The 24,620-nt window shown below is 64.7% G+C and carries 23 protein-coding genes; 9 read left to right on the top strand and 14 right to left on the bottom strand.

Features of this window, described 5'->3' with window-relative positions:
• Positions 1-162: 162 nt before the first annotated feature.
• Positions 163-759, bottom strand: coding sequence for a hypothetical protein (locus tag AB7A72_RS16280; protein WP_369460577.1), 597 nt, complete (start codon positions 757-759; stop codon positions 163-165).
• Between the two features lie 252 nt (positions 760-1,011).
• On the opposite strand from AB7A72_RS16280, the gene AB7A72_RS16275 reads away from it, so the two are divergent.
• A complete protein-coding gene (locus AB7A72_RS16275) occupies positions 1,012-1,440 on the top strand; it encodes a hotdog fold thioesterase (protein WP_312453196.1) in 429 nt (142 codons plus the stop codon).
• 1 nt (position 1,441) lies between these two features.
• Here the strand turns inward: AB7A72_RS16275 and AB7A72_RS16270 are convergent, their stop codons facing one another.
• A complete protein-coding gene (locus tag AB7A72_RS16270) occupies positions 1,442-2,173 on the bottom strand; it encodes an aspartate/glutamate racemase family protein (RefSeq protein ID WP_369460576.1) in 732 nt (243 codons plus the stop codon).
• 79 nt (positions 2,174-2,252) lie between these two features.
• Positions 2,253-3,137, bottom strand: a complete 885-nt coding sequence (locus AB7A72_RS16265; RefSeq protein WP_239810079.1) for an amino acid ABC transporter substrate-binding protein — start codon at positions 3,135-3,137, stop codon at positions 2,253-2,255.
• A gap of 224 nt (positions 3,138-3,361) precedes the next feature.
• Here AB7A72_RS16265 and AB7A72_RS16260 point away from each other — a divergent pair, with 224 nt between their 5' ends.
• A complete protein-coding gene (locus AB7A72_RS16260) occupies positions 3,362-4,579 on the top strand; it encodes a D-amino acid dehydrogenase (RefSeq protein WP_369460575.1) in 1,218 nt (405 codons plus the stop codon).
• A gap of 13 nt (positions 4,580-4,592) precedes the next feature.
• Here the strand turns inward: AB7A72_RS16260 and AB7A72_RS16255 are convergent, their stop codons facing one another.
• Both AB7A72_RS16255 and AB7A72_RS16250 read right to left on the bottom strand, forming a co-directional pair.
• The gene (locus tag AB7A72_RS16255; RefSeq protein ID WP_369460574.1) at positions 4,593-5,492 is read right to left on the bottom strand and encodes a LysR substrate-binding domain-containing protein; all 900 of its coding nucleotides are present in this window, start codon (positions 5,490-5,492) and stop codon (positions 4,593-4,595) included.
• A gap of 17 nt (positions 5,493-5,509) precedes the next feature.
• Positions 5,510-6,112 carry a cob(I)yrinic acid a,c-diamide adenosyltransferase gene (locus AB7A72_RS16250; RefSeq protein ID WP_230774000.1) on the bottom strand — a complete coding sequence of 201 codons (603 nt, stop codon included), beginning with the start codon at positions 6,110-6,112 and terminating at the stop codon, positions 5,510-5,512.
• 154 nt (positions 6,113-6,266) lie between these two features.
• On the opposite strand from AB7A72_RS16250, the gene AB7A72_RS16245 reads away from it, so the two are divergent.
• Entirely contained in the window at positions 6,267-6,491 is a 225-nt protein-coding gene (locus AB7A72_RS16245; RefSeq protein WP_369460573.1) for a hypothetical protein, read from the top strand.
• Between the two features lie 136 nt (positions 6,492-6,627).
• Positions 6,628-8,049 carry an FAD-binding oxidoreductase gene (locus AB7A72_RS16240; protein ID WP_312834831.1) on the top strand — a complete coding sequence of 474 codons (1,422 nt, stop codon included), beginning with the start codon at positions 6,628-6,630 and terminating at the stop codon, positions 8,047-8,049.
• Between the two features lie 100 nt (positions 8,050-8,149).
• On the opposite strand, the gene AB7A72_RS16235 is transcribed toward AB7A72_RS16240, so the two are convergent.
• The gene (locus tag AB7A72_RS16235) at positions 8,150-9,451 is read right to left on the bottom strand and encodes an MFS transporter (protein WP_369460572.1); all 1,302 of its coding nucleotides are present in this window, start codon (positions 9,449-9,451) and stop codon (positions 8,150-8,152) included.
• A 131-nt stretch (positions 9,452-9,582) separates the two neighbouring features.
• Here AB7A72_RS16235 and AB7A72_RS16230 point away from each other — a divergent pair, with 131 nt between their 5' ends.
• Positions 9,583-10,494 carry an AraC family transcriptional regulator gene (locus AB7A72_RS16230; protein WP_369460571.1) on the top strand — a complete coding sequence of 304 codons (912 nt, stop codon included), beginning with the start codon at positions 9,583-9,585 and terminating at the stop codon, positions 10,492-10,494.
• A gap of 48 nt (positions 10,495-10,542) precedes the next feature.
• Positions 10,543-11,157, top strand: a complete 615-nt coding sequence (locus AB7A72_RS16225; RefSeq protein WP_239810072.1) for a flavin reductase family protein — start codon at positions 10,543-10,545, stop codon at positions 11,155-11,157.
• 15 nt (positions 11,158-11,172) lie between these two features.
• On the opposite strand, the gene AB7A72_RS16220 is transcribed toward AB7A72_RS16225, so the two are convergent.
• The 5 genes from AB7A72_RS16220 to AB7A72_RS16200 form a co-directional block, all read right to left on the bottom strand.
• Positions 11,173-11,802, bottom strand: coding sequence for an N-acetyltransferase (locus AB7A72_RS16220; RefSeq protein ID WP_369460570.1), 630 nt, complete (start codon positions 11,800-11,802; stop codon positions 11,173-11,175).
• Between the two features lie 145 nt (positions 11,803-11,947).
• Complete coding sequence (locus tag AB7A72_RS16215) at positions 11,948-14,959, bottom strand: beta strand repeat-containing protein (protein WP_369460569.1); 3,012 nt, start codon at positions 14,957-14,959, stop codon at positions 11,948-11,950.
• A 119-nt stretch (positions 14,960-15,078) separates the two neighbouring features.
• Positions 15,079-16,455 (bottom strand): CsgG/HfaB family protein, encoded by a 1,377-nt coding sequence (locus AB7A72_RS16210; RefSeq protein WP_369460568.1) that lies wholly within the window; start codon positions 16,453-16,455, stop codon positions 15,079-15,081.
• Positions 16,456-16,473: 18 nt separating this feature from the next.
• The gene (locus AB7A72_RS16205) at positions 16,474-17,049 is read right to left on the bottom strand and encodes a hypothetical protein (protein ID WP_369460567.1); all 576 of its coding nucleotides are present in this window, start codon (positions 17,047-17,049) and stop codon (positions 16,474-16,476) included.
• Between the two features lie 7 nt (positions 17,050-17,056).
• Positions 17,057-17,281, bottom strand: coding sequence for a hypothetical protein (locus tag AB7A72_RS16200; protein WP_369460566.1), 225 nt, complete (start codon positions 17,279-17,281; stop codon positions 17,057-17,059).
• 136 nt (positions 17,282-17,417) lie between these two features.
• Here AB7A72_RS16200 and AB7A72_RS16195 point away from each other — a divergent pair, with 136 nt between their 5' ends.
• The 3 genes from AB7A72_RS16195 (at position 17,418) to AB7A72_RS16185 (ending at position 21,738) form a co-directional block, all read left to right on the top strand.
• Entirely contained in the window at positions 17,418-18,071 is a 654-nt protein-coding gene (locus AB7A72_RS16195) for a response regulator transcription factor (protein ID WP_312414510.1), read from the top strand.
• An 83-nt stretch (positions 18,072-18,154) separates the two neighbouring features.
• Positions 18,155-19,663, top strand: coding sequence for an ABC transporter substrate-binding protein (locus AB7A72_RS16190; RefSeq protein ID WP_369460565.1), 1,509 nt, complete (start codon positions 18,155-18,157; stop codon positions 19,661-19,663).
• Positions 19,664-19,668: 5 nt separating this feature from the next.
• Positions 19,669-21,738, top strand: a complete 2,070-nt coding sequence (locus AB7A72_RS16185) for an ATP-binding response regulator (RefSeq protein WP_369460564.1) — start codon at positions 19,669-19,671, stop codon at positions 21,736-21,738.
• A gap of 63 nt (positions 21,739-21,801) precedes the next feature.
• Here the strand turns inward: AB7A72_RS16185 and AB7A72_RS16180 are convergent, their stop codons facing one another.
• The 3 genes from AB7A72_RS16180 to AB7A72_RS16170 all read right to left on the bottom strand — a co-directional run bounded on the left by AB7A72_RS16180 (position 21,802) and on the right by AB7A72_RS16170 (position 24,536).
• A complete protein-coding gene (locus AB7A72_RS16180) occupies positions 21,802-22,842 on the bottom strand; it encodes a peptidoglycan-binding protein (protein ID WP_230774031.1) in 1,041 nt (346 codons plus the stop codon).
• Between the two features lie 207 nt (positions 22,843-23,049).
• Complete coding sequence (locus tag AB7A72_RS16175) at positions 23,050-23,967, bottom strand: ParB/RepB/Spo0J family partition protein (protein WP_239810063.1); 918 nt, start codon at positions 23,965-23,967, stop codon at positions 23,050-23,052.
• A gap of 5 nt (positions 23,968-23,972) precedes the next feature.
• The gene (locus AB7A72_RS16170; protein WP_373449284.1) at positions 23,973-24,536 is read right to left on the bottom strand and encodes an RBBP9/YdeN family alpha/beta hydrolase; all 564 of its coding nucleotides are present in this window, start codon (positions 24,534-24,536) and stop codon (positions 23,973-23,975) included.
• Between the last annotated feature and the right edge of the window lie 84 nt (positions 24,537-24,620).

The following is a 24,620-nucleotide window of genomic DNA, read 5'->3' as shown; positions in this document are numbered from 1 at the left end:
ACTACGGTAATGGACCGATGGGATAGCAGCGGTACGAAAGTACCGTAAAGCAACAGCACAGCGAAGTAAACAGCTGTTCTCCGCCGCGCAAGCGGTCCCCTCAGGGGTTAAAGCGAACTTCGCGACTTTTTTGAAGGGGCCTCAGTGGCCCCTTCACCCTTTCTAGAACCTCTTCCGCTTATTGCGACCTTTAGCAGTGATCCCCTTGTTGAGGGGCTCCCACCTTTCTCCGAGCATCTGTCCGAAGAAGCGACTGCCCTGCCCCACCGGGTTCGGAATTCCTTCCATGGCCGCATAGGCTGATTCGACGGTGACCAAGATGGTTTTGGGGCGGCCCGGGTCCTCCACTTTCTTGGCATGCATGAAGATGAAGTAAGACACGGTCTCGCTACATCCATTCCGATTACCAAGGACGTTATCCACGCAGAAGAAGTTCTCATGGCGGCTCTTGGTCACGATGCTGTTATTGGCGATCAGTTGATCGATCATGCCCGCGATGCCCTTGGACAGCGCATACCGCTCCAGATCAAATATGCGTGGCCTTGGCATCTCTTTGGAGCCGTCAGGGACCGCAAGACCTTCAGGAGCCATCTCACCCTCCCGTAGTCCACGCGAATAGCAATGGCAAGAGAAGCGGAAGTCAACATCTACCAGCTTCGTCTTGCCGCCGGACAATGCGAGCATTATTTTTCGCCGTATAGGCACCAGATGGCTAGGGCAGATCTCCTGCCCGTCGATAAAAACCGGGGGGTGGTACATCTCGTTGTTATGGCCCCTGCAAGCGAGCGCCTCCAAGCTTCAAGTCTTGGTGTGAGCAGCATGCGAAACCGCAAGTTCCACTAAGCGCTGATTCCTACATCGCTATACAGATCGTTAGCTACTCAGGCCCACCAAAGCTGCCACAAAGCTCACCCCAGCGCCCCGCCTCAACCGGCGCGTCATGCAGGCGGTAGGCAGCCGGCTTGTGCAGCGCTATGCTGTGGCATCCCTGTTGTTGAGCCTGGACACCCCATGACTGCTATCTGGAAAAAGCCCATCTCGCTGGACGCGCTGCGTGACAAAGCGCGCCATACGGCGATTGAACACCTGGGCATCGAATACCTGGAAATTGGCGATGACTACCTGGTGGGCCGTGTGCCGGTGGACCACCGCACGCACCAGCCCTTTGGCCTGCTGCATGGCGGCATCAGCGTGGTGCTGGCAGAGACCCTGGGCTCCGTCGGTGCGCTGTTCTCTTCGCCGGCAGGCTGGCACTGTGTCGGCCTCGATATCAATGCCAACCATATCCGGGGCGTGAAGAGCGGCTGGGTCACCGGCACGGCCAAGCCGGTGCATATCGGCCGCATGACCCAGGTCTGGCAGATCGAGATGGTCAACGACGAGGGCAAACTGACTTGCGTTTCGCGCATCACGATGGCGATGCTCGAAAACGCGGAATGATTCAGTCGCCGTAGGCCACGCGCGCCAATGCCTGGGCCAGCTCCCAGGCCGGGTCGATCAGCGGCAGGCCTTGCACGCTGTCGGCGCCGGGCAGGGCCAGCGGTATTTCGGTGCAGCCCATGATCAGGGGCACATCGCCATGGCGGGCGCGCATGGCCTGGGCCACAGCGGCAAAATCGGCGCGCGCCTGGTCCATGCGGTCGGCCTTCACACCCTGGTAGATGCCGCGCATCAGCTGCTCGCGCTCAGCCTCTTGCGGCAGGTGTACGGTGATGCCGCAGGCGGCCAGCGCCTGGTCATACAGGCCAATGCGGTAGGTGCCTTGCGTGGCTAGCAGCATGCAAGACGGCTGGCCTTGCTGCTGCAGCCCCTCGGCCACGACGCGCGCGATATGCAGCAGCTGCAGCTGCGGGTAGGTCTGCTGCAGGCGCCCATGCCAGGCATGGGCGGTATTGCAGGCCACGGCCACCGCCTGGGCACCGACGGACTGGAGCTTGTCCAGGCCCTGGCACATCATCGCGAAGGGGTCTTCTGCGGTCTCGGGCGCCAACAGCGCTGCGCTGCGGTCCGGTATGGGCAACTGGGCCAGCCAGTGCTCGGGGTAGCCCTGGTCGGTAACGGGTGCGCCGCTTGCGCGCACATGGTCTGCGCAGGCCTGTACAAACAGGCGCACAAAATCAGCGCCTGCTGCCGGGCCCATGCCGCCCAGAATGCCTACGGTGTGAAGCTTCATGCCGAACTCCAGAGAAAATGAAAAATGGCCCGTTGCCGGGCCATTGCAGTGCGTGCCTTGCACGACACGGGATTGTCCATCAGATCGCAGGCTTGTCGCTTTGCGCGGTCAGATTGTCCTGCAGTTCCTTGTTCATCGGCAGGCCCAGCGCTTGGTTCTTCGGAGGGATGGGCTGCAGGAACCACTTGTCGTACAGCTTGGTGAACTCGCCCGACTTCATCATGCCGCCGATGACGCCATCGACGATCTTCTTGAACGGTGCATCGCCCTTGGGCAGCATGCAGGCATAGGGCTCGACTTGCAGTGCGTCGGCCACCACTTCGTAGGCCGCTGGGTCCTTGGAGTTGGCCTTGAGGCCGAACAGCAGGATGTCGTCCATCGCAAAGCCGGCTGCGCGGTCGTTTTCCATCAGCAGGAAGCCGTCGGCATGGTCCTTGGCCAGGGTGATGTTGATGTCCAGCTTCTGGTCGGCGCTGTACTTGCGCACCACAGGCAGGTTGGTGGTGCCGGTGGTGATCGCCAGGGTCTTGCCCTTCAGATCAGCCCAGTTCTTGATGCCCGCGCTCTTCTTCACGGCCACGCGGGTGCCGGTGTAGAAGTAGTTGATCGCGAAATCCACGTCCTTGTTGCGGGCGCTGTTGTTGGTGGTGGAGCCGCATTCGAGCACCACGGTGCCGTTCTGGATCAGCGGAATGCGGTTGGCCGAGGTGACGGGTTGCCACTTGACCTTCAGGTCGGGCTTGCCGATTTCCTTGCGCACAGCGTCTGCCACGGCGTTGGAGATGTCCACCGAGAAGCCGATGGCGTTCTGGCCACCGGAGAGGTAGCTGAACGGCACCGAGGATTCACGGTAGGCGAACGTGATTTCGCCCGAATCCTTGGCCTTGGCCAGCACATCGGCAAAGGCCGAGGGCAGGCAGGCGATGGCGGCTGCAGCACAGACCAGCGACTTAACAAACTTCATCGGGAACCTCCTTGAATCAAACAATAGGAACAGTGTAGAAACCAGCACTTTGTTTCAACAATGCCTTTTTGGGACAGGCCCATAACGCTTGGTTATGGTGCATGGCATACCGCACAGAGGCGGAACCGCTGTACCTATAAGCAAATGGCATGCCTGTTGCCCATTTTGCTATGCGACAGGCGGATTTCAAGCGCCTATATTTAAGGGTTTTCAGGGGGTGTTCCATGCAGGTTTGCATTCTGGGTGCGGGGATTGTGGGTTTGGCTGCCGCCTATGAGCTGACCCAGGCCGGGCACCAGGTGACGGTGGTTGACAAGGCCTCCCATGCGGGCAGTGGCACCAGCAAGGGCAATGGTGCGCAGCTGAGCTACAGCTATGTGCAGCCGCTGGCCGACCCTGCGATCTGGAAGCAGCTGCCCAAGCTGCTGTTCAGCAGCGATTCGCCGCTCAAGTTCCGCCTGCAGGCCGATCCCCAGCAGTGGAAATGGGGCCTGGCCTTTCTGGGCGCCTGCAATGCCGACCGCTCCGCCGCCAGCACCCGCGCCTTGCTGCAACTGGCTGCGGTCAGCCGCCAGCGTTTTGAGGCCATGCAGACCCAGGTCGGGGGCGACTGGGACTACAGCACCACCGGCAAGCTGGTGCTCTACCCCAGCGATGCGGCCGTGCAATCGGCGCGCCACCAGGTCGATGTGCAAAGCCAGCTGGGCAGCGCGCCGCAGCGCATCGTCGGCCCCGACGAAGCGGTGGCGCTCGAGCCCGCGCTGGCCGCTTACCGCAGCCAGTTTGCCGGCGCCGTGCACACGCCCAGCGAGTGCGCCGCCGATTGCTACCAGGTTTGCCGCCAGCTCGAAGACTGGCTGCGCCAAAAGGGCGTGAAGTTCATCATGGACACGCCCATCCGGCGCCTGCGGCGCGAAGGAGGCAAGATCGTCGCGCTGCAGACCGCGCACGGCGAGATCGAGGCCGAGCACTTCATGGTCGCGCTGGGCGTGGACAGCGTGGCGCTGTGCAAGCCGCTGGGCGTGGATCTGCCGGTCTACCCGCTCAAGGGCTACAGCATCACGTTGGACGTGGCCGCAGCAGGCCGCAAGGCACCGGCGGTGAGCATCACCGACAGCGCCCGCAAGGTGGTGTTTGCGCGCATTGGCCAGCGCCTGCGCGTGGCCGGCATGGTGGAGCTGGTGGGCCACGACCTGCGCATTCCGCAGGACAAGATCCGCAGCCTCTGTGCGTCCACCGAAGCGGTGTTTCCCGGTTGCAGCGATTACATCAACGTCCAGCCCTGGGCCGGCCTGCGCCCTGCCACGCCGACGGCCGTGCCGATTGCCAAGTCGGCCGGTGCCAGCAACCTCTGGATCAACACCGGCCATGGCGCGCTGGGCTTTACGTTAGCGTTTGGCACCGCTGCACAGCTGGCCTACGACATCGGCCAGACCGCCTAAGCCGCAAATCCGCCTACAGCTGCGCCGCCAGCACCTTCTGCATCTCGCGCGTGATGGCCTTGACCAGCAAGGACTGCGGCTGCGAGACCGCGCGGATCGCATTGACCGGCACCTGCAGGCCCGGCGCCAAAGGCAGCACATCGACCTTGCTGTGGTCCGCCGACAAAGCGGTGCAGCCATCGACCATCGCGACGCCCAAACCATGGTGGGCCATCGCCAGCGCCGTGTGGTAGGTCTGCACCGTCACAAAGTGGTCCAGCCCGGCGCTCGATTCGCGGGTCAGCTGGCTCAGCAGCATGCCGACGGGGTCCTGCGCATCCAGGCTGATGGTGGGCACGCCCGTCAGGTCCTCGAGCGAGAGGCTGCCCGCGCGCAGCTTGAAGGGCGGCAGCATGCCCTTGGGCACCACGCAGACCATGGGCACGCGCGCCAGGCTCTCCTGCTGCAGGCTGGCCTGCTGCACATTGCTCAGCACAAAGCCGACATCGGCCTCCTGCATCATCAGCGCCGAGACGATCTGCGGCGAATGCAGCGACTGCAGGCTGACGCTGACATGCGGGTGCTTCTGCTTGAACTGCGCCAGCGCCCGGGGCAGTACCTCATGGCTCAGCGCCAGCACGCTGGCAATGCGCAGCTCGTCGCCGTCGCGGCCCTTGCGCAGGCTGTCGGCCAGGCGCTGCACCTCTTCGAGCTGGGCAAACAGCTTTTCCATATGCGGCAGCAAGGCCAGCGCCTCGCTGGTCGGCGCCAAGCGGCCCTTGCTGCGCTGGAACAGCGCAAAGCCCAGCTGCAGCTCGGCATGCTGCAAAGTGCGGCTGACGGCCGGCTGCGAGATGTTGATAAGGCGCGCCGCAGCGCTGACGCTGCCGGTGTGCATCACGGCGTTGAAGACTTCGATATGGCGCAGGCGCATGGGCGGGGCCTCGCGGGTCAGCGGCCAGCGCCGATGTTGCTGCCGCCAGGGCCATCTTCTGCCTGCATGCGCGCCAGCCGCGCGCTCTTCCAGTACACATCGTCACCGCCATCGACACGGTTGAGCACACGGGCCAGCACAAACAGCAGGTCGGACAGGCGGTTGAGGTACTGGCGCGGCGCGGGGCGCATGGCCTCGCCCTGCTCCAGCGCCACCACCATGCGCTCGGCGCGGCGCGCCACGGTGCGGCAGACATGGGATTGCGCCGCAGCGCGCGTGCCTGCGGGCAGGATGAATTCGGCCAGGCGCGGCAGCTGCGCGTTGTAGTGCGCCAGTGCGGTATCGAGCTGCAGCAATGCATCGTCCTTGAGCAGTTCGTAGCCGGGCATGGACAGCTCACCGCCCAGGTTGAACAGCTGGTGCTGGATGTCGATCAGCAGCTCACGCACATCGGCGGGCAGGGGCTCGCACAGCAGCAGCCCGATGTGGGAGTTGAGCTCGTCGACATCGCCCATCGCCTGCGGGCGGCCGCTGGCTTTGGAGACACGGCTGTTGTCGCCCAGGCCGGTGCTGCCATCGTCACCGGTTCTGGTCGCAATTTGGGAGAGACGGTTGCCCATGGGTAATCCTTGTAAAGCGGCTGTGAATCTCCGCCTATTTTCTGTTACCGGCGCGGTAAATATGTAGCCGAGGCAACACTAAGCAAAAATGATAGCAAACAGCGCCGATTCCGGGTTCAATAGAGCCATGTCTGAATGACGAAAGGATCTACAGATGTCTGGCAAGTTTTTCGCCCACCCCTTTGACGCCCGCAGCGTGATGCTGTTTGCATCGATTGCGGTCACATCGGCGATGGCCAGTGCCCAGCCGCTGAGCAGCAGCCAGCAGCGCATCGGCCAGGCTGCCAGCGGCAGCCGCATTATCCAGGTGGACCGCCAACTGGGCACCCATGACCCGCGCCGCCACCAGGCGCGCCAGCCGGTCAAAAAGTCTCTCTGACCAGCGTCCCCCGCTGGGTCTCCCGAACTCTCCCTCTCCCCGCTACGGCGGGGTTTTTTCATGGCCGGCTGCAGCACAGCGGACAGCGCTGAAAGGCGGGCGGTGCTATTCTTGGCTCCCGCCCTGGAGAACCCCCATGAACGCGCCCACCTCCTCCCACATCCTGGCTGCTGCGCAGCGCCCTATTCCCGATGCCTTCATGGCAGCGCTCAGTGCCCGTTTTGGCAGCCAGTGCGTGACCTCGCAGGCCGTGCGCGAGCAGCATGGCCGCGACGAAGGCTCGATCACCGCGCCGCCACCGGCCGCCGTGGTCTATGCCGAATCCACGCAGGACGTGCAGGATGCCGTGACGCTGTGCCACCAGTACGAGGTGCCCGTCATTGCCTACGGCGCCGGCTCCTCGCTGGAAGGCCATCTGCTGGCCGTGCAAGGCGGCATCAGCATCGATGTGGGGCGCATGAACCGGGTGCTGTCGATCGACACCGAGGACCTGACCATCACCGTGCAGCCGGGCATCACCCGCAAGCAGCTCAACGAAGCGATCAAGGACACGGGCTTCTTCTTCCCGATCGACCCGGGCGCTGACGCCTCCATTGGCGGCATGGCATCGACCCGCGCCAGCGGCACCAATGCCGTGCGCTACGGCACCATGCGTGAGAACGTGCTGGCGCTGGAGGTGGTGACCGCCAACGGCCAGGTGATCCGCACCGGCAACCGCGCCAAGAAAAGCGCGGCCGGCTACGACCTGACACGGCTGATGGTGGGCAGCGAAGGCACCTTGGGCATCTTTACCGAGATCAGCCTGCGCATCTACCCGCTGCCCGAGGCGGTGAGCGCCGCCATCTGCTCGTTCCCAACCATTGAAGCGGCCGTGCGCACCGTCATCGAGACCATCCAGATGGGCATTCCGATTGCGCGCGTGGAGCTGATCGATGTGAATGCGGTGCGCATGGTCAATGCCTACAGCAAGCTCGATCTGCGCGAGGAACCGATGCTGCTGATGGAGTTCCATGGCTCGCCCACCGGCGTCAAGGAACAGGCCGAGATGGTGCAGGAGCTGGCCAGCGAACATGGCGGCAATGCCTTTGAATGGGCCGAGCGCCCGGAAGACCGCACGCGCCTTTTCACCGCCCGCCACAATGCCTACTTTGCAGCCGTCTCCAGCGTGCCGGGCTGCCGCTGCATCACCACCGATACCTGCGTGCCCATCAGCCGCCTGGCCGATGCGCTGCTGCAGTGCGTGACCGAGGCCGATGCCAGCGGCATCCCCTACTTTCTGGTCGGCCACGTGGGTGACGGCAACTTCCACTTCGGCTACCTGATCGACCCGGACAACGATGCCCAGCGCACCCAGGCCGAGCAGCTCAACCACCAACTGGTGCAGCGCGCCATTGCGCTGGGGGGCACCTGCACCGGCGAGCACGGCATTGGCGTACACAAGCAGGGCTTTTTACTGGAAGAAGCCGGCGAAGGCGCCGTCGCGATGATGCGCGCCATCAAGCAGGCGCTGGACCCGAAGAACATCCTGAACCCGGGCAAGATCTTCCAGCTGGGCTGATCGCCGGGATCCACCAAGCCAAAGGCCCGCGCCACCAAGCGGTTGCGCGGGCCTTTTAACGCCTTCTGGCGGGATTTTTGCAGCTGCCGAAGGGGAAGACCTAAGCAGGCACCACAGCAGCCTTCTGCTTGCGCGCGGCGACCCCGGCGCCGACAAAGCCGGCGGAGACCACGCTCAGCACCATGCCCACGGCCGCGCCAAAGAACACACCGGCATTCATCTGGTGGTCCAGCATGTAGCCAAACACCGGGGCGGCCAGGCAAAAGCCCAGGTCCAGGCCCGAGTACACGGTGCCATAGACCCGGCCGGTGGCGCCCGGTGGCGCAGCGCGCTTGACCAGCATGTCCCGCGAAGGGCCGGCCAGGCCGGTGCCGATACCGGCGAGCGCCGCCACGCCCAAGGCCACATAGCCGGGCAGCCAGCCGGTGCCCACCAGCGCCAGCAAGATGCCGGAGAACAGCAGGCAGGCGGAGATGACTTTCTCCAGCCGCTCCACCCGGCCCACCAGAAAACCGCCCAGCACCATGCCGGCGGCGCCAAACAGCATATAGCCCGTCACCACATAGGCGGTGATGCTGGCAGGCAGGCCGTAGATCTGCTGCAATGCGGGGCTGGAGAAGGACTGGATGGCGCTCATCGCGCAGGTGGTCCAGAAAAAGAAGGAGAAGCACAGCCAGACCGATGGCAGCTTCAGAAAGGCCATCGGGTGCTCCTGCGGGGCGGCGGCCGCACCGGCGGCCTTGGGCGCAGCGCCAGCCAGGCTGACGCGGTCATCGAGCGCATCGCGGTTGATGACCATGATGGCCAGGATGATGGCCGCCAGTGCAGCGCCGCAGAGGCAGGCCATGCGCCAGGAGCCGGTGGCCGAGGTGATGCCGGCCATGAACACCGGTGCAGCCGCCCAACCCAGGTTGCCCGAGAGCCCATGCACCGAAAAGCCATGGCCCAGGCGCTGGGGCGAGAGGCGCTTGTTGAGGATGGTGAAATCCACCGGGTGGAAGGGCGCATTGCCCAGGCCGGCAAAAATGGCGGCCAGCATCAGCTGCGCATAGCTGTTGGCGGTGCCGGCAATGACACCGGCCACCGCAAAGCTGCTGAGCGCGGCAAACATGATGGGGCGGGCGCCAAAGCGGTCGACCACAAAGCCGGCCAGCGCCTGGCCCACGCCCGAGACGATGAAAAAGGCCGACACCAGCACGCTGAGCTCGGAATAGCTGAAGCCGAAGTCCGCAATCAACCAGGGAAACAGCGGCGGCAGCAGCAGGTGGAAGAAGTGCGAGGAGCCATGGGCCAGGCCCACCAGGCCGATGGTGCGCGAATCCTGCCGCAGGCTGCCCAAGGCGCTCGGGTCGGGTGCGCCGGGGTCCGGTGCGGCGGTCGATGTTGTTGTGCTGGTTGTCATGGCAGCGATGTTAGCCAAAGCCCTGTCGGCATGTATGCGACAGAAGGACGATTACTATCGCCAATGTGCCAAGCTGCTGTGCCTGGCACGTTTGCCCTTGCCCACCGCGAACCGCCTTGCGCCCTGCCGCCATGACTTCTGCCGTGACTGCCACCCCGCCCCCACCGGCACGCATTGCCGCCGGAGGCGACGCTGCCAGCGCCCGCCGTGCCTGGCTGTATGTGGACTCGCTCACCCCGCATCTGTTTGTGCCCACCGCCGAGCGGCCGGTGCGCGCCAAGCTGCGTGAGCTCAGCGGCGACACCCGGGTGCTGCCCCACCAGCATGCCTGGGCGCAGCTGGCCATCTCGGTCACCGGCACCGTGCACCTGCGCGTGCCGTCGGCCACCTTTGTGGTGCCGCCCCGGCGCGCGCTGTGGATTCCGCCTGGCGTCGAGCATGCGGTGACCCTGGTGGAGACGGCCGAGCTGCGCACCCTCTACATCTACCAGGCCGAGGGCCAGTGCGGCCCGGGCCCGGGCGACAGCGCCTCCAATCTGTGGCGGCGCTGCCGCGTGCTGGAAGTCTCGGAGCTGATGCGCGCCCTGGTCTGCGACCTGCCCACCGAACCGGATGGCGGGCCTGCGCCCAGCGCCGCGCAACTGGCGCGCGAGCGCCATGTGAGCGCGCTGCTGCTCGATGAGCTGCGCCAGGCCACCCAGCTCGATCTGCGGGTGGACATGCCGCGCGACAAGCGCCTGCACAGCCTGTGCCAGGCGGTGCTGGACGACCCGCTGGCCCATGACAGCCTGCAGGCCTTTGCGCACAACAGCGGCGCCAGCCCCCGCACCATTGCGCGCCTGTTCCGCCAGGAGCTGGGCTGCACCTACCTGCAGTGGCGCCAGCAGGTCATTCTGGCCAAGGCGGTGGAGCTGGGTGCCAGCGGCCTGGCCATTGGCCAGATTGCCGCCGAGCTGGGCTACACCCCCAGTGCCTTCAGTGCGATGGTGCAGCGCGCCTGCGGTCTGTCGCCGGTACGTTTTCTGGGTATGCAAACCCGCTAGGAATCTGTTCTCCCCCGTCTCGTCTCCAACCTCTGTCATTGCCCCACCATGCCCCTGCACAGCTACGAACCCCGCCAAGGCCACCGCCTGCCCCATGACCCGTTCAACGCCATCGTCGGCCCGCGCCCGATCGGCTGGATCTCCAGCATCAGCAGCAGCGGAGTGCTGAACCTGGCGCCCTACAGCTTCTTCAATGCCTTCAACTATGTGCCGCCCATCGTCGGCTTCGCCAGTGTGGGCCGCAAGGACAGCCTGAACAACATCGAGGCCACCGGCGAATTTGTGTGGAACCTGGCGAGCGAATCGCTGGCCGAGGCGATGAACCAGAGCTGCGCAGCCGTCGGCCCCGAGGTCAATGAGTTCGAACTGGCGGGCCTGGCCACCGAACCCTCGCACCTGGTGCGCCCACCGCGCGTGCAAGCCAGCCTGGTGACGATGGAATGCCGCTGCACCCAGATCGTGCAGCTGCAGACCGCGCAAGGCACGCAGGTGCCTACCTGGCTGGTGCTGGGCGAGGTGGTCAAGGTGCACATCGACGAGCAGCTGTTGCAGGACGGCATCTACCAGACGGCAGCGGGCAAGCCGCTGCTGCGCGGCGGCGGGCCGGGCGACTATTTCACGATCAGCGAGGCCGGCAAGTTCGTGATGCGCCGGCCCACGTGATGCGGCAGGCCGGCCTCAGTCGGAGCGCATGCCAGTCGCTGCCGCAAAGCTGCCCAGTGACCAGCCCTGGCCGAGCAGAAACATGCGGGTGCTGAGCGGATCGAGCCGCTCGGGTGCAATGCGGTCGCCCAGGTACTGCATCTTCTTGTTGGTGATATCGACATAGCCCAGGCGGTGGCTGGCCGAGAGCTTGTGCCACAGCGCATGCGCACCGGGCGACTGGCGCGCGCCGGTGACCAGGCACAGGCCTGCATCGAGCGCCCAGCGGTAAATGCAGGAGGCCAGGCCCTTGCGCTGGTAGGCGGGGTCAAAGCGGCTGTGCGGGCCGCGTATGTAGCGGTCGGCGCGCCTGTCCAGCTCGATCAGGCGGTTGAAGACGGTAAAGCCCGCAATGCGGTGCTCCAGCTGGTCTTCGACATAGACATAGAACTCGCCATCGGCGCTGCGGTAGCGGATCGCGAAACGGGGGTCGGACAAAGGGATTTCGGGCAGGCCATGGAGCCTGTCGCCGGGGGTGTGGATGCGATCGTGGATGGAGGCGCATTCGCCTTCGAGTTGCTGGGGTGGAATCGGGCTCACATCGATGCGCAACTCCACCGGCCGGTACAGCCAGGATGCCCAGAAGGGCGGTATCGCGAGGTTCATCAAAAACTCCTGCAGTGGAAAACCCGGCAGGTTAGCCCCGCCTCCATTTCGCACGCAAAGAGTGCGATATGCGGCTGCCTCCGACGCGCGCAAAAAAGCCCGCCTGGTTGCCCAGGCGGGCTGTCAAAGTGCAAGGCCTTGCGGCTTATTGCACACCCAATGTCATCGACGAAGTGGCACGGTTGCCAATCGCCACCGCAGACGAGCGGTTGCCCGATACATTGATGCCGCTGGTGCTTGGCACACCCGAGGCGCTGTAGCTGCCGCTCACCACCGCACTCACGTTGCCGCTGTTGACCTGTGTGGAGGTCAGCACCGCACTGGCCATCTGCTGGCCGGGCAGCGCCGAGACGTTCACCACGTTGTCTGCGTTGTTGCCTACGGCTGTGGCGCTGGCGGTGTTGCCGCTCAGATTGAGCGAGCTGCCACGGGTGAAGGCATCGGCGTTCAGGCTTGCGGTGGCGACCACATTGCCGCTGTTGGTCTGCGCATTGAGCAGGCCCACGGCCGATCCGCTGTTGAGCGCCGTGCCTGCACCTGCTTGCACGCTGTTGAGCGAGGTGTTGCCTGCAGCCACTGCCAGCGCCTGGTTGCCGGTGGTGGTGATGTTGCCATCGAGGCGGTTGGCCGCAGTGCCTTGCATCTGCAGGCTGGCGGTAGAAGCCACGGCACCGGAATTACCCTGCACATTGCCCAGCAAGACGGCCTGGTCGCTCGCAAGCGTGCCGGCTGTCACGGTCAGCTGGTTGTTGGCCACGTTGGCACGGGCCAGGCTGCTGGCCTGGTTGCCAGTGATGGTGGTGTTGCCGCTGGGATCGGTGACCACGCTGCGGCCACTGAGGATCTGCATCTCGGTGGTGGCCGTGGTGTCACCTGCCGACAATTGCAGGTTGCCCAACAGGTTGGGCTGGGTGCCGGCCGCACTCAAGGTGCTGGTGGCCTGGATGTCCAGCGCATTGGTTGCCTGGTTCTGGCTGGCATTGGCGCTGAACTGGTTGCCGCTCACCACCAGTTCATGGCCGCCTGCGCGCGTGGTGACAGGTGTCAGGTTGCTCGTACCCTCAACGCCCAGGTTGACCTTGGTCAGTGCGCTTGCATTGCCCGATTGCACGGCCTGCACATTGAACAGGTAGGCTGCCGAGTTGCCATCGATGCGGCTGCCAGAGAGCGCGACCTGGTTGTCCGCCTGGTTGATGATCGCGTCCGATCCGCCCACATTACCGCTGACCGTGAGGCTGGAACCCGAGGCCGTATTGGCGCGCAGACCGATCAGCATGGGGACCGGATCGGGAGAAGGGCTCAGGCTGGTGAGCCCGGCGACCGTGGCGCTGACATCGCCTGAGCCATGGCCCTGCTGGTTGATGACCGCAGCGGCAGCGTCTGTCACGCCGTTGGTGGCATTGACACGGGCCAGGTTACTGGCCTTCTGGCTGGCAGCGTTGGCGTTGAACTGGTTGCCGCTGACCACCAAGGTGGCATTGCTGGCGCTGGTGGTAGTTGCGCCCACCAGGTTGGATCCGGTGCTAGCCTGGACCTCGCCCGTCGCATGGCCCTGCGTGTTGGTCACCAGCGCGGACGATTGCGTCACCGCATTATCGGCACCGAGCTGGGCGTCGTTGGTGGCGGAGGCTGCCGTCGCTTCGGAACTGAGCTGGTTGCCGCTCACCGTCAGGCTGGTGCCAGACAGACTGGTGGAGCTGCTGCCGATGCGCGCAACGCTGGCACTGGCCGAAACGGCACCACCCATGTTCAGCTGGGTGTTGGACGTGGTGGCCTGGCTGTCAGCGATGTTGCTGGCGCCGGCACGGGTCTGGTTGCTGGCGCTGGAGCCCTGGGCCTGGGCCTGTACCAGGTTGCCGCTGACGCTCAGGGTGTCATTGGTGCTGTCCAGGGTCTGCACGCCCAGCGATCCCACATTGGCACCAGCTGTGACAACGGGCGAGCTCAGGGTTTGGGAATTCGTAGTCTCCAACGCCGCACCGCTGATGGAGCCTGCAGCCGCCACGGCCGTGCGGTTGCTGCCGCTATTGCCATCGGCTTGGGCGCTGACGCTGTTACCGGCGACGCTGTAGCTGTTGTTGGCCGAGCCAGGCTTCTGGTTGTCGATGCCCAGCGTGGTTGCCGAGCCTGAGGCGATGACAACACCGCTATTGGCCTGGGTCGCCATGGTGCCCAAAACCGTATTGGGCACCTGCACCACGTCACCGGATGACGTGATCTGCAGGGTACTGGTCTGCTGGTTGCCGCCAGCGGAGGCTTGCACCTGGTTGCCGCTCACGCTCAGCGTGCTGTCCGTCATGGGCTGGTTGGGGGTGCCCTGAACCCGGATACCCAGCATATTACCGACCGAGCTGATGCCGAAAACGTTGCCCTCGGCCACTTGGTCAACGCTGCTGCTGGCATCGGCCCCCACATTGACGCTGCTGCCCTGCACCTGGATACCTGCCTGGGTGGTATTGGCCTGCGCGCTGGCATCGATCTTGTTGCCCGAGACGCTCAGCCTCAGGTTGTCCATGGCATTGGCGGGGTTGGCACCACCGGTCTGGTTCAGGCGGATACCCACCTGGTTCAGCGTAGTGATGGCTGTCACCGCGCCGGTTGCCGCCTGGCCTTGGGTGACGGTAGCCGTCGCCGGGGTGTTCATGTCAACCGCCGTGCCGGTGATCTGCATGGTGCCCACTGCCGTGCTGCCGATCGCCGCTGCGCTGGCTTCGTTGTTACTCACGCTGGCAGTATCACCATCGTGGTTGCCGACCACATTGGCGGCATTGACGCCGACCGTGCCCGAGGTGATGCTGCTGACGGTGCTATTGACCTGCTGGGCAATGTCCACCGTTGGCTGCGCTGGTAGCTGGTTGTTGATGGTCAGGGCAGCAGCGGCACCGGTATCGAGCCGGTGCTGGTTGCCAATAGCCAGCGCATCCACGCCATTGCCATTCACCACACCGTTGCCGGGGAAGGTGGTGTACTGCGCATTGCTGTTGTTTTGTGCGTTAACGACCCCATTGCTGGTCTGGTTGGTTGTGGGCCCGGTCACCGGAAGGGTGCCGTTGCTCTGCGCCAGCGCCACGCCCGAGGTGGCGGCGATCAATGCGGCCGCAGCGGCCAGTGGAGCCAGGCGTGCCCGGCGAAGAGAGGTTGGGTGCTTGTGGGACATGACTGTCTCCTAGTCGTACAGGGAGGAACACTAGACGTGATTTGGGTGTTTTATGCTCTTAGTGCCCGTCTATAAAGCGCTATAAGCTATTGAATGAGTAGCTGCAGGAACGATGCTGCTCAAGGCTTGATCTGCAGGCGGGCCAGCAGGCGGTAGCCGGCGCCGTAGCGGTGCACCGTGGTGTCACCGGGCGCAGGCCGCCACTGCAGCTGCACCTGGCTGGGGGGAATGCCGTGCTGGGCCAGTTCGGCACGCAAGGACTGCAGGCGTTCGTCGGTCAGTGCATCGCGGCGAGCGGGGTTCTGGTCGTTCTCGTTCTCCCGCGCCAGCAGCGCCATCCGCACACCCTGGCCGGCGCGCAGGCGGGTCGCCACGGTCTCTGCGGCGGTGGCCGATTGCTGGGCAATGCGGGTGTTGTTCTCTTCAAAGACCACATCCAGCGAGGTCATCGCAGCAGCCGTCTTCTCGGGCATGGCCGGGGTGGCCGCAGCAGCAGGAGTGGCGGCCGCTGCAGGCGCAGCGGCAGCTGCCGCGGTGTCGGCAGGCATCGGTGCTGGGGGTACTGCGGCGGGCTCGCCAGCCGCCGTCCTGGCGCCTTCCATGCAAGGGCCTGCCGGGGTTTGCGTCACGGTGCTGATCAGCTCCAGCACGCCCTGCTCCAACGTGGTGCGCACGCCCAGTTGCACGGGCTCCAGGTCCTTGCTGCCGGCGTTGATGTCGAACAGGTTGCTGCCGAAGAAGCGGAAGATGCCCGCACCGATCTCGCGGCCCACGATCTGCTTTTGCAGGCTGACGGCCCGCACCACGCGCAAGGTCTTGGTCTCGACGATGCGCAGGTCGGCCCCGACATTCATCGTGAAGACACGGAAGCGCGGTCCGATCTGGTTGACCTGGGCTTCGATGCCGCCGGACTGGATGTTGTAGTTCACCTCGGTCAGGCCACCGATGATGTAGTAGTCGGAACGGAGGATGGAGCCGCCGTAGTACGGCAGCCAGGGCACCGCGCGCTGGCCCTTCTCATCGGCCAACGCGTGCTGGTTGCCATCGCCCAGTTGGCGCCGGTCGGTGTAGGCCAGCTCCAGCTCGGCCACGCGGGTGTCGAAGCGCTCGCGCACATCGATGGCGCCGCCGAGCTTGCCGAGCGCCGAATAGACCATCAAGGACCCGCCTTGGGTGACGACATTGCCATCGCCCTGCGAGTACTTGCCGGTGTAGTCCTTGATGTCACCGACAGCAATGGACAGCGGTGCGCGGCCACTGCGCTGCTCGACGATGCGGTGCGACAGGCAGGCAAAGCTGTTGTCCAGCGGGGTGCCGTTGTGGCGTGGGCCGGGGCCTTGCATCACGGGCGCTTCGTCATCGGCCATGCGCACCTGCTGGTAGGCGGGCAGCGCGCAGCCGCTCAGCAGCAAAGTTGCGGCCAGGGCCGAGGCGGTCAGCGTGCGGCGGCGCAACGGGCTGATCGTGGACAGGGGGGAAAGGTTCAATGCGTGCATGGGGTCCTCCGTCCGCGCTTAGTTGATGGCGCCACTGGCACCGAACTGGCAGGCCGAGCTGCCGCTCACGTTGGTGCTTTGGTTGCCGCTGTTGTTCTGCGCGACCTGCATGTCCTGCTGGCCATGGGCGTTTTCGCTGTTGATGGGCGCCATCGTGGTGCTCGATGGGCTGCCCTGCACGCCGCTGCTGATGGCGCCGGTGTTGCTTTGGTTGTTGTTGGCCACACCACCACGGCCCAGGTTGTCGCTGCTTTCGCTGGCGCTGCCGGTGCTCGAAGCGCTGTTGCCGGCCGATGCATCGGTCTGCGGCGACGCGACCTGGTTGGCCTGGTCGGCCGAACTGCTGTTACCGGCGGCGGTGGGCTGGAAATTGCAGTTCACCTGGCGCTCGATGTTGGTGATGTAGGTGCTTTTGAAGGCGTCGTAGTAGCCGCCTTTTTTCTTCTCGATCAGGTCGTTGGTGAGGGCCCGGTTGGCCCGGTCGGCGCTGGTCTGGAACTGCCAGGGCACGGATTCGCCGAGCCAGCCTTGTGCGTGGCTGGAAGCGGCCGCCGTCAGCAGGGCAGCGGCGAGGTAGATGGCGCTGTGTTTCATGTCGTCCTCACAGTTGGGTGTTGTGCTGTTCATGGGCAAAACAGATGGAGCGACGACAGGCATCCCATGGCGGCCAGCCATCGCATGGGAAGGATGTTCGGCTGACCGTAAGTAATTGTAAATAGACCAGATGTACTAGCTCAGGGGCTGAAAAATGACCAAAATCCGCGCCGGAACTCAGGCCGTATTTGGAATTTAATTCATTAAAATCATAAAGATGCAGTTTATCCATGCTGCCCCAGCTGCTGGCATCACGGCTTCGGTCGAGGCACTAGTGCATTTGGACTATTGGTCGCTTTAGTAAATAGATGTAAGGTACGGTCCATGACGACCTGCCTCGCCGATGCCGCAAGAAGGAGACTGCGGATATGACACTTCCTCTCCCGTCACTGATGCTGGTGGACGACCATCCCCTCTTCCGCCAGGGCCTGCGCATGATGCTGTCGAGCAGCAACATGCTGCAGGCCGACATCCATGAGGCCGGTTCGGTCACCGATGCCGTGGCGCAAGCGCACTGGGTCAACCTGGTGATGCTGGACATCAGCATGCCCGGCTGCGACGGGCTCGAAGGCATCGGCCAGATCCGCAAGCGCTGGCCCGGTGCCTATGTGGTGATGCTCTCCGGCCATGACCACCCCGAGCTGATGCGCGATGCCGTGCGCCAGGGCGCCTCGGGCTTCATCTCCAAGGCGCTGGAGCCCGAGGCCATCTGCGCCCAGGTGCAGCACTGGCTGCTGCGCAGCCTGGGCATGGAGCAGAACATCCACAAGGCCAGCGGCCGCAGCCTGGAGCCGGTCTCGAAACCCAGCGCCGAGGTGCTGCCGCTGCGCCAGTACGAGGTGCTCAAGATGCTGGCCAAGGGTTTCAGCAACAAGGCCATTGCCAAGCATTTCGGTTTGAGCGAACACACGATCCGCAACCAGGTGGCGTCCATCCTCAAGCACCTGGGGGCCGATACGCGGACCCAGGCGGTGCTGGTGGCGCAGCGCAACGGCATCCTGCCCGCCACGGCCATCAAATAAAGCTGCCGCTGTCGCCGCCCAAGCGCCAGCGCCATGCCACTTGCCGGCCCCTTGCCAGGCAGGTGTACAACCAGGAAGCCATGATGGACACAGGCCCCCAAGACAAGCCCCAGTGGATGCGCTGGGCGCTGGCCGTTTTGCTGCTCTGCTGCCTGGTGGGCCTCGCGCCCGCCAAGGCTGCGTCGGAGCGCCTGCGCATCGGCATACCGCTGGAGCCCGCCTCCTTCGATATCACCAGCACCTCGGCAGCCACCGCCAGCGAGATCGCCTATGCCAATGTGTTCGAGGGCCTGACGATCATCGACGGGCAAGGCCAGATCAAGCCGCGCCTGGCCCTGAGCTGGACGGTGAGCCCGGACGGCAAGCAGGTCGATGTGCTGCTGCGCCGCAACGTGCGTTACCACGATGGCACGCCCTTCAACGCCGCGACCGCCGCCTTCAGCCTGCAGCGCCTGCTGCAGATGAGGAACACCAATGCCTACCTCGAGTGGTTCGACAAGCTGGTGTCGGCCGAGGCCAGGGACGAGTACCTGCTGCGCATCCGCCTGAGCGAGCCCGACGCGCTGCTCAGCTATGCACTGGCGATGCCCGGTGCGGTGATGGTGCACCCCGACAGCGCAGCCAGCAATGCCAGCACGCCGGTGGGCACCGGCCCGTACCGGGTCGAGAAATGGACCAAGGGCAAGTCGGTCACCTTGCTGCGCAATGAGCAGTGGTGGGACAGCCGCAAGCCGGCCATCCGCATGGCCGATTTCCTCTTCATGTCCAGCGCAGCCGAGACCGAAAACATGCTGGCCGAAGGCCGCATCGATGCGCTCAGCTCGGTGACCCGGCTGACGGCTTCGTTCATGGCGCGCACCGACTATGTGATGGGGCAGCGCGGTGTCGAAGGCAAGCTGCTGATCGCGATGAACAATGCCCGCGCTCCGCTCGACGATATCCGGGTGCGGCGTGCCATCAACCATGCGCTGGACCGCAGCCGCTACCAGGGCATCTACGGCAGCTCGATCGAGGTGCTGCCCATTGGCAGCCACTTCTCACCGCACCACCCGGCCTATGTCGATCTGGTGCAGCGCTACCCTTATGACCTGACCCAGGCCAAGGCCTTGCTCGCCCAGGCGGGGACCGCTCCCGGCACCAGTCTGCGGCTGGCCGTGCCGCCCACCGACTACGGGCGCTATGGCAGCCTGATCGTGGCGGCGCAGCTGGAAGCCATCGGCCTGCAGGTCGAGATCATCCGCATGGACTGGCCCACCTGGCTGGACCAGGTGATGAAGCGCAAGGACTATGACCTGAGCCTGATCATGCATGTGGAGCCGATGGACATCGGCATCTATGCGCGCGATGACTACTACTTCAACTACCACAACCGGGTGTTCAAGAAGATCTGGGAAAAGCTGCGCGCTTCGGCGTCGCCCCAGGAGCTGGATGAATGGCTGGGCCAGGCGCAAAGGCAGCTGGCCGAAGACGCCGTCAATGCCTTTATCGTCGTGCGGCCGGAGCGCAACTTCATGCGCAAGGGCCTGGTGGGCATGTGGTCGCGGTGCCCGATCCCGACCTTTGCGCTCGAAGACCTGCGCTGGCAGAACTGATGCCTATGCCAGACCGCCTCCATTCCCCTGCTGCTGCACAGACCGCCACGGACCAACGCAGTTTTCCGATGTCGGTGACCTCGCGCATCCTGCTGATGCTGGTGATTCTGGCCGTGGGCATTGCGGTGGTGTTTGCCTTGACCCTGCAGGGCCTGCGCCGCACCAACCAGGCCTTGCAGCAGCTGTCGAGCGTGGAGATGGAGCAGCTCATCGCCAGCACCCGCGTGATGCAGCAAAGCGAGATGATCGGCAGCTATGCGCGCCTGGTGGCCATCACCAATGACATGGGCGAGCGGCGCCTGAACATGGTGGAGCTGACCGACCGCATGGGCTGGCTCGACAAGCTGCTCGGCGAGATGACGCAGACGCAGCTCGATGGCAGCATCGACCCGCTGATGCAGTCCAAGCGCAACGCGCTCAACGCCAATGTGCAGAAGCTGAGCCAGGCGATTTTTCAGCCGGCGCAGCATGGCCTCGATGACCGCGCCGTCTTCCATCTGGTGGCCGAGAACCAGATGCTGGCGACCGACATGTCACTGCTGGCCAGCCGCGCCGCAGCCGACCTGCGGCGCCAGCTCAATGAGCGCAGCATGCAGCTGTCGCGCGATGTGGCCGCGCAGCAGAGCAACCTGAACTGGCTGGTGGCCGTGCTGATCCTCTGCGTGGTGATGGCGGGCATCTACATGCATGCCTCGGTGTCGCGCCGCCTGGTGGCGCTGCGCCGCGAGGTCAGCAATGACGAGTTTGGCGGCATCTATGCCGTGCCCCAGCAATGGGGCGACGAGATCGACCAGCTGGGCCGCGCCATCGCCTCCTACAAAAAGCACCTGAGCGACCACACCCGCTCGGCACAGAACGCGGTGCGCGCCAAGAACCGCTTTCTGGCAGGCGCCAGCCATGACCTGCGCCAGCCGGTGCAGGCACTCAACCTGTTTCTGGAAACCTTGCGCGGCTCGGGCCTCAACGGCCAGCAGGCGGTGGTGCTGGAACATGCGCGCGCCGCATTGTCGGCCAGCCGCGAGATGCTTGACACCCTGATGGACTACTCGCGCATCGAGGCCGGGGTGCTGGACCCCAAGTTTCAGCCGGTGGCCATCGCCGGCTTTCTGCGCCGGCTGGAGAAGGAGTTCGGCCCGCAGGCCGATGCCAAGAACCTGGTCTTCCGCGTGCGCGACAGCGAGGACTGGATCTACACCGACCAGTCGCTGCTGTTCATGCTGCTGCGCAATCTGGTGTCCAACGCGCTGCGCTATACCGAACAGGGCGGCGTGCTGCTGGGCGTGCGCAAACGCGGCCTGCAGCGCGTGATCGAGGTCTGGGATACCGGCGTGGGCATCGATGACGAACACCACGACCTGATCTTTCAGAAGTTCCGCCAGGTGGGCGAGGACCACCAGATGGGCAGCAAGGGCCTGGGGCTGGGCCTGGCCATCGTGCGCGAGCTGGCCGATATCCTGAACGTGCAGGTCGCGCTATCGTCCATCCCCGGGCGCGGCAGCGTGTTCCGCGTCAGCCTGATGGCCGAGGCCGTGCCCGCCGGCGGCTATGGCCTGGTCGCCGGCCTGTGGGAGCAGCCCGACGACGGCGACTATTCGTCGCTGCATGGCCTCAAGGTGCTGGTGGTGGACGATGAGCCGCTGGTGCGCGTGGGACTGGCCAGCATGCTGGAGCAATGGCATTGCCAGGTGATGAGCGCCGCCACGGTGGACCAGGTGCGGCGCCTCATCGGCCATATGCAGGAGAGCAACAGCAAGCCCTTTGATGTGGTGCTGACCGACCTGCGCCTGTCGCCCACCGAAGACGGCAGCATGGTGGTGCGGGCCGTGCGCGATGCCACAGCCGAGCACCTGCCCTGGCAGCAGATGCTGCCCCACTATGTGATCCTGACCGGCGACACGGCCCCCAAACGGCTGCAGATGGCCAGCAGCCTGGGAGCGACGTTGATGCACAAGCCGATGGACCCACGCCAGCTGCACAAGCTGCTGGCACGGGAGCTGCGGCTGCGCTGCGATATCGAGGAGTTCATGGAAACCCAGCCCCCTGCCGATATCGACGAGGCCACCGACAAGGCATGAAAAAGCCCGCCGGGGCGAGCGGCGGGCGGATAGCCGGGCGAGGCTGCAGTCTGCGCGGAAGGCTTATTCCGACAGCTGGCGCATCGTCGCCTGGTCCAGGCGGCCGGTCACCGACAGGCCCTGGTCTTGCTGGAAGGAGCGCAGGGCGTTCTGCGTGCGGGGGCCGGAGGCACCATCAGGCGTGCCCACGTCGTAGCCCAGCTCGTTGAGGCGCTGCTGCGCTTGCTTCATGGTCAGGCGCACATTGGTCTTGGCGCCCGGTGCCGAGGTCTGGCTGGGCGCTGCGGCGCCGTCCACACCGAGGCGGCCGCCACCGCCCAGGCCCTGGCCCTTGACGGATTGCGCACTGTAATTGCGCAGCGCCTGCACCATCTGGTTGTAGGCATCGACGAAAGCGGCCGACACGACCTTGCCTTGCGAGGTGTTGGAGTAGCCCCCGATGCCAGCGCCTGCTGCACCGCCGAACAAGGTGCCAAAGCCACCCCAGTCGGTGTTGCTGGCATTGCCGGTCGACGAGGACACCTGCACGCCCGAGCGGTTGTCCACCAGGGTCAGCATGGCCGAGGCCTCGCGGGTCTTGCTGCTGGCCGCCACACCTGCCAGCGCGCCGCCGCCACGGCCGCCCAGGATGCCGCCCAGCGCCGCACCAAAGCCGCCGGCATTGTCTTCGCTGAAGGTCACTTCAGGCGTCAGACCGTAATCCGATGCGACCACCTGGCCCTTGCCGAAATTGCTGCCCTTGCGCATCTCGCCGTTGTCCATCATCGCGCGCTCGCGGTTCATCGCGTTCATGCCGGCAGCGCTGCGCTCGACCACGACAAAGCAGTTCGACTGCTGGATCAGCACGCGCAGCAGGTTGGCAGTCGGTGGCAGGCGGTATTCATTGCGCAGAATGGTGTACCAACCGGCTTGCTGGTTCTCAACCAGGGAGACCGTACCCACCGGCGAATCGCATTTTTCGAGTTGGCTGTTTTCACCCTGGCTGCTGCCCCCTGCAGCGCCACCGGTCACCATGTTGTTGGTGCCGCCGCCCAGCTTCATACCGGTGCTTTCGCAGCCTGCCAATGCCAAGACGGCCAGTGCCGCCAATGCTGCCTTTTTCATGTCGCTCTCCCGCAAGTAAATCAGTTGTGCATTCAAAGCGAGCCCGGAATGGCTTCCAGGCTCGATGGCTTCGATTTCGTATTTTTGCTTTGCGCTGCGGACACGGATTACCTGATTCCAGAACCCACTTAGGAGCGTTATCCACTCTTAAGCGAACTTGTTAGCGAATGTCACCAAAATAACGGCGTGCAGCACATGGCCGGTGCATTATCCACGTAATTTATCAATCAATCCATTCAGAGCATCCAGAGAACCAAACTGGATTACCAGTTCACCCATCTCTTCGAGTTTGCCGGCACGCTTGACGCGTTTTTTAACCCGTACCTCTACCTCCGCCATCAACAGGTCGGACAGCTCTTCTTCCACCCGCTTCAAATCGCGGGATTTGGCCGCCTTGGCCTTGACCGGGGTTTCTCCGGAAAACTCGGCACTGACCCTTTTGACCAGGCTCTCGGCCTCGCGCACGCTCAGTTTGCGCGCATTGATCTGGTTGGCAGCGGTGATCTGTGCAGCGCGGTCCAGCGCCAGCAGGGCACGCGCGTGGCCCATGTCCAGATCCCCTGCCATCAGCATGGTCTGCACCGGCTCGGCCAGGTTCAGCAGACGCAACAGGTTGGAGGCGGCCGAGCGCGAACGGCCCACGGCCTGCGCAGCCTGCTCGTGCGTCATCTGGAACTCGCCCACCAGACGCGAGAGGCCTTGTGCCTCTTCCAGCGGGTTGAGGTCTTCGCGCTGGATGTTCTCTATCAGCGCCATCGCGGCAGCGGCCTCGTCGGGCACCTCGCGCACCAGCACCGGTACCTCGGCCAGCCCAGCGATGCGCGCGGCGCGGAAACGCCGCTCGCCGGCGATGATTTCGTACTTGCCGGCGTTGTCCCCGGCAGCGAGCTTGCGCACCAGGATGGGCTGCATGATGCCCTGGGCCTTGATGCTTTCGGCCAGCTCATACAGCGCGCCCTCATCCATGCGCGTGCGCGGCTGGTAGACGCCAGGCACCATGTCATCGAGCAGCAACTGGTGCGGCAGCTGGCCCTTGTCGTCGCTGGCAGGCGCCGTGTCTTCGACCTTGGGGCCCAGCAGTGCTTCGAGGCCGCGTCCCAGGCCCTTGGGTTTTTTGGTTGCCATGGTTTTCAGTTCACCTTTGTTGGTTCGGCCATCAGCTCGGCCAGCAGCGCCTGGCCCAGCGGCCAGTCGCCCAGGCCGGACTCGGCATTGATATGGCCGCAGGCACCCTGGTCCACCCAGCGGGCACCCCAGTTGCTGGCCAGCCACTGCGCGCGCTCGGCGCTGCAATAGGGATCGTTTTGGCTGCCCACCAGAATGGCGGGAAAGGGCAGTTTCTGCAGCGCAATCGGCGACCAGCCGGGGATGTGTTCGGCCAGGTCGGGGCGCTCCACATCGCCCGGTGCCACCAGCAGCGCGCCACGCACCTTGCTGGCCGCCTGGGGCGAATGGGCGGCCCACCAGGCCGTCAGGATGCAGCCCAGGCTGTGGGCGACCAGCACCACGGGCTGCGGCGCATCCAGCACCACATCCTGCAGGCGTGCCGTCCAGTCACCGCGCTTGGGGTGCAGCCAGTCGTGCTGCTGCACGCGCTCATAGCCCCATTGCTGCTCCCACACCGTTTGCCAATGGCCTGGCCCGCTGTTTTGCCATCCCGGCAGCAGCTTGATGGACGAGGATTCAATGCTCATTTTTTAATAGCAAAAAAGCGCCACCGTACTGCGCTGTTTCAAAGAAATGCAAACCCTTATTGTGCCCGAATGTCTCTCGCACGC

The sequence above is a fragment of the Comamonas sediminis genome (assembly GCF_041107495.1).
GTDB classification, from domain to species: domain Bacteria; phylum Pseudomonadota; class Gammaproteobacteria; order Burkholderiales; family Burkholderiaceae_C; genus Comamonas; species Comamonas sediminis.
This window is presented reverse-complemented; position numbering and strand designations above follow the sequence as displayed.

Excerpts from the sequence above, each read along its gene's own strand:
- AB7A72_RS16220 (WP_369460570.1), bottom strand. The coding sequence starts at position 11,802 with ATGAACCTCGCGATACCGCCCTTCTGGGCATCCTGGCTGTACCGGCCG.
- AB7A72_RS16230 (WP_369460571.1), top strand. The coding sequence starts at position 9,583 with ATGACTTCTGCCGTGACTGCCACCCCGCCCCCACCGGCACGCATTGCC.
- AB7A72_RS16240 (WP_312834831.1), top strand. The coding sequence starts at position 6,628 with ATGAACGCGCCCACCTCCTCCCACATCCTGGCTGCTGCGCAGCGCCCT.
- AB7A72_RS16280 (WP_369460577.1), bottom strand. The coding sequence starts at position 759 with ATGTACCACCCCCCGGTTTTTATCGACGGGCAGGAGATCTGCCCTAGC.
- AB7A72_RS16185 (WP_369460564.1), top strand. The coding sequence starts at position 19,669 with ATGCCAGACCGCCTCCATTCCCCTGCTGCTGCACAGACCGCCACGGAC.
- AB7A72_RS16275 (WP_312453196.1), top strand. The coding sequence starts at position 1,012 with ATGACTGCTATCTGGAAAAAGCCCATCTCGCTGGACGCGCTGCGTGAC.
- AB7A72_RS16270 (WP_369460576.1), bottom strand. The coding sequence starts at position 2,173 with ATGAAGCTTCACACCGTAGGCATTCTGGGCGGCATGGGCCCGGCAGCA.
- AB7A72_RS16180 (WP_230774031.1), bottom strand. The coding sequence starts at position 22,842 with ATGAAAAAGGCAGCATTGGCGGCACTGGCCGTCTTGGCATTGGCAGGC.
- AB7A72_RS16265 (WP_239810079.1), bottom strand. The coding sequence starts at position 3,137 with ATGAAGTTTGTTAAGTCGCTGGTCTGTGCTGCAGCCGCCATCGCCTGC.
- AB7A72_RS16215 (WP_369460569.1), bottom strand. The coding sequence starts at position 14,959 with ATGTCCCACAAGCACCCAACCTCTCTTCGCCGGGCACGCCTGGCTCCA.
- AB7A72_RS16200 (WP_369460566.1), bottom strand. The coding sequence starts at position 17,281 with ATGGATAAACTGCATCTTTATGATTTTAATGAATTAAATTCCAAATAC.
- AB7A72_RS16245 (WP_369460573.1), top strand. The coding sequence starts at position 6,267 with ATGTCTGGCAAGTTTTTCGCCCACCCCTTTGACGCCCGCAGCGTGATG.
- AB7A72_RS16210 (WP_369460568.1), bottom strand. The coding sequence starts at position 16,455 with ATGCACGCATTGAACCTTTCCCCCCTGTCCACGATCAGCCCGTTGCGC.
- AB7A72_RS16190 (WP_369460565.1), top strand. The coding sequence starts at position 18,155 with ATGGACACAGGCCCCCAAGACAAGCCCCAGTGGATGCGCTGGGCGCTG.
- AB7A72_RS16260 (WP_369460575.1), top strand. The coding sequence starts at position 3,362 with ATGCAGGTTTGCATTCTGGGTGCGGGGATTGTGGGTTTGGCTGCCGCC.
- AB7A72_RS16205 (WP_369460567.1), bottom strand. The coding sequence starts at position 17,049 with ATGAAACACAGCGCCATCTACCTCGCCGCTGCCCTGCTGACGGCGGCC.
- AB7A72_RS16225 (WP_239810072.1), top strand. The coding sequence starts at position 10,543 with ATGCCCCTGCACAGCTACGAACCCCGCCAAGGCCACCGCCTGCCCCAT.
- AB7A72_RS16235 (WP_369460572.1), bottom strand. The coding sequence starts at position 9,451 with ATGACAACCAGCACAACAACATCGACCGCCGCACCGGACCCCGGCGCA.
- AB7A72_RS16175 (WP_239810063.1), bottom strand. The coding sequence starts at position 23,967 with ATGGCAACCAAAAAACCCAAGGGCCTGGGACGCGGCCTCGAAGCACTG.
- AB7A72_RS16195 (WP_312414510.1), top strand. The coding sequence starts at position 17,418 with ATGACACTTCCTCTCCCGTCACTGATGCTGGTGGACGACCATCCCCTC.
- AB7A72_RS16250 (WP_230774000.1), bottom strand. The coding sequence starts at position 6,112 with ATGGGCAACCGTCTCTCCCAAATTGCGACCAGAACCGGTGACGATGGC.
- AB7A72_RS16170 (WP_373449284.1), bottom strand. The coding sequence starts at position 24,536 with ATGAGCATTGAATCCTCGTCCATCAAGCTGCTGCCGGGATGGCAAAAC.
- AB7A72_RS16255 (WP_369460574.1), bottom strand. The coding sequence starts at position 5,492 with ATGCGCCTGCGCCATATCGAAGTCTTCAACGCCGTGATGCACACCGGC.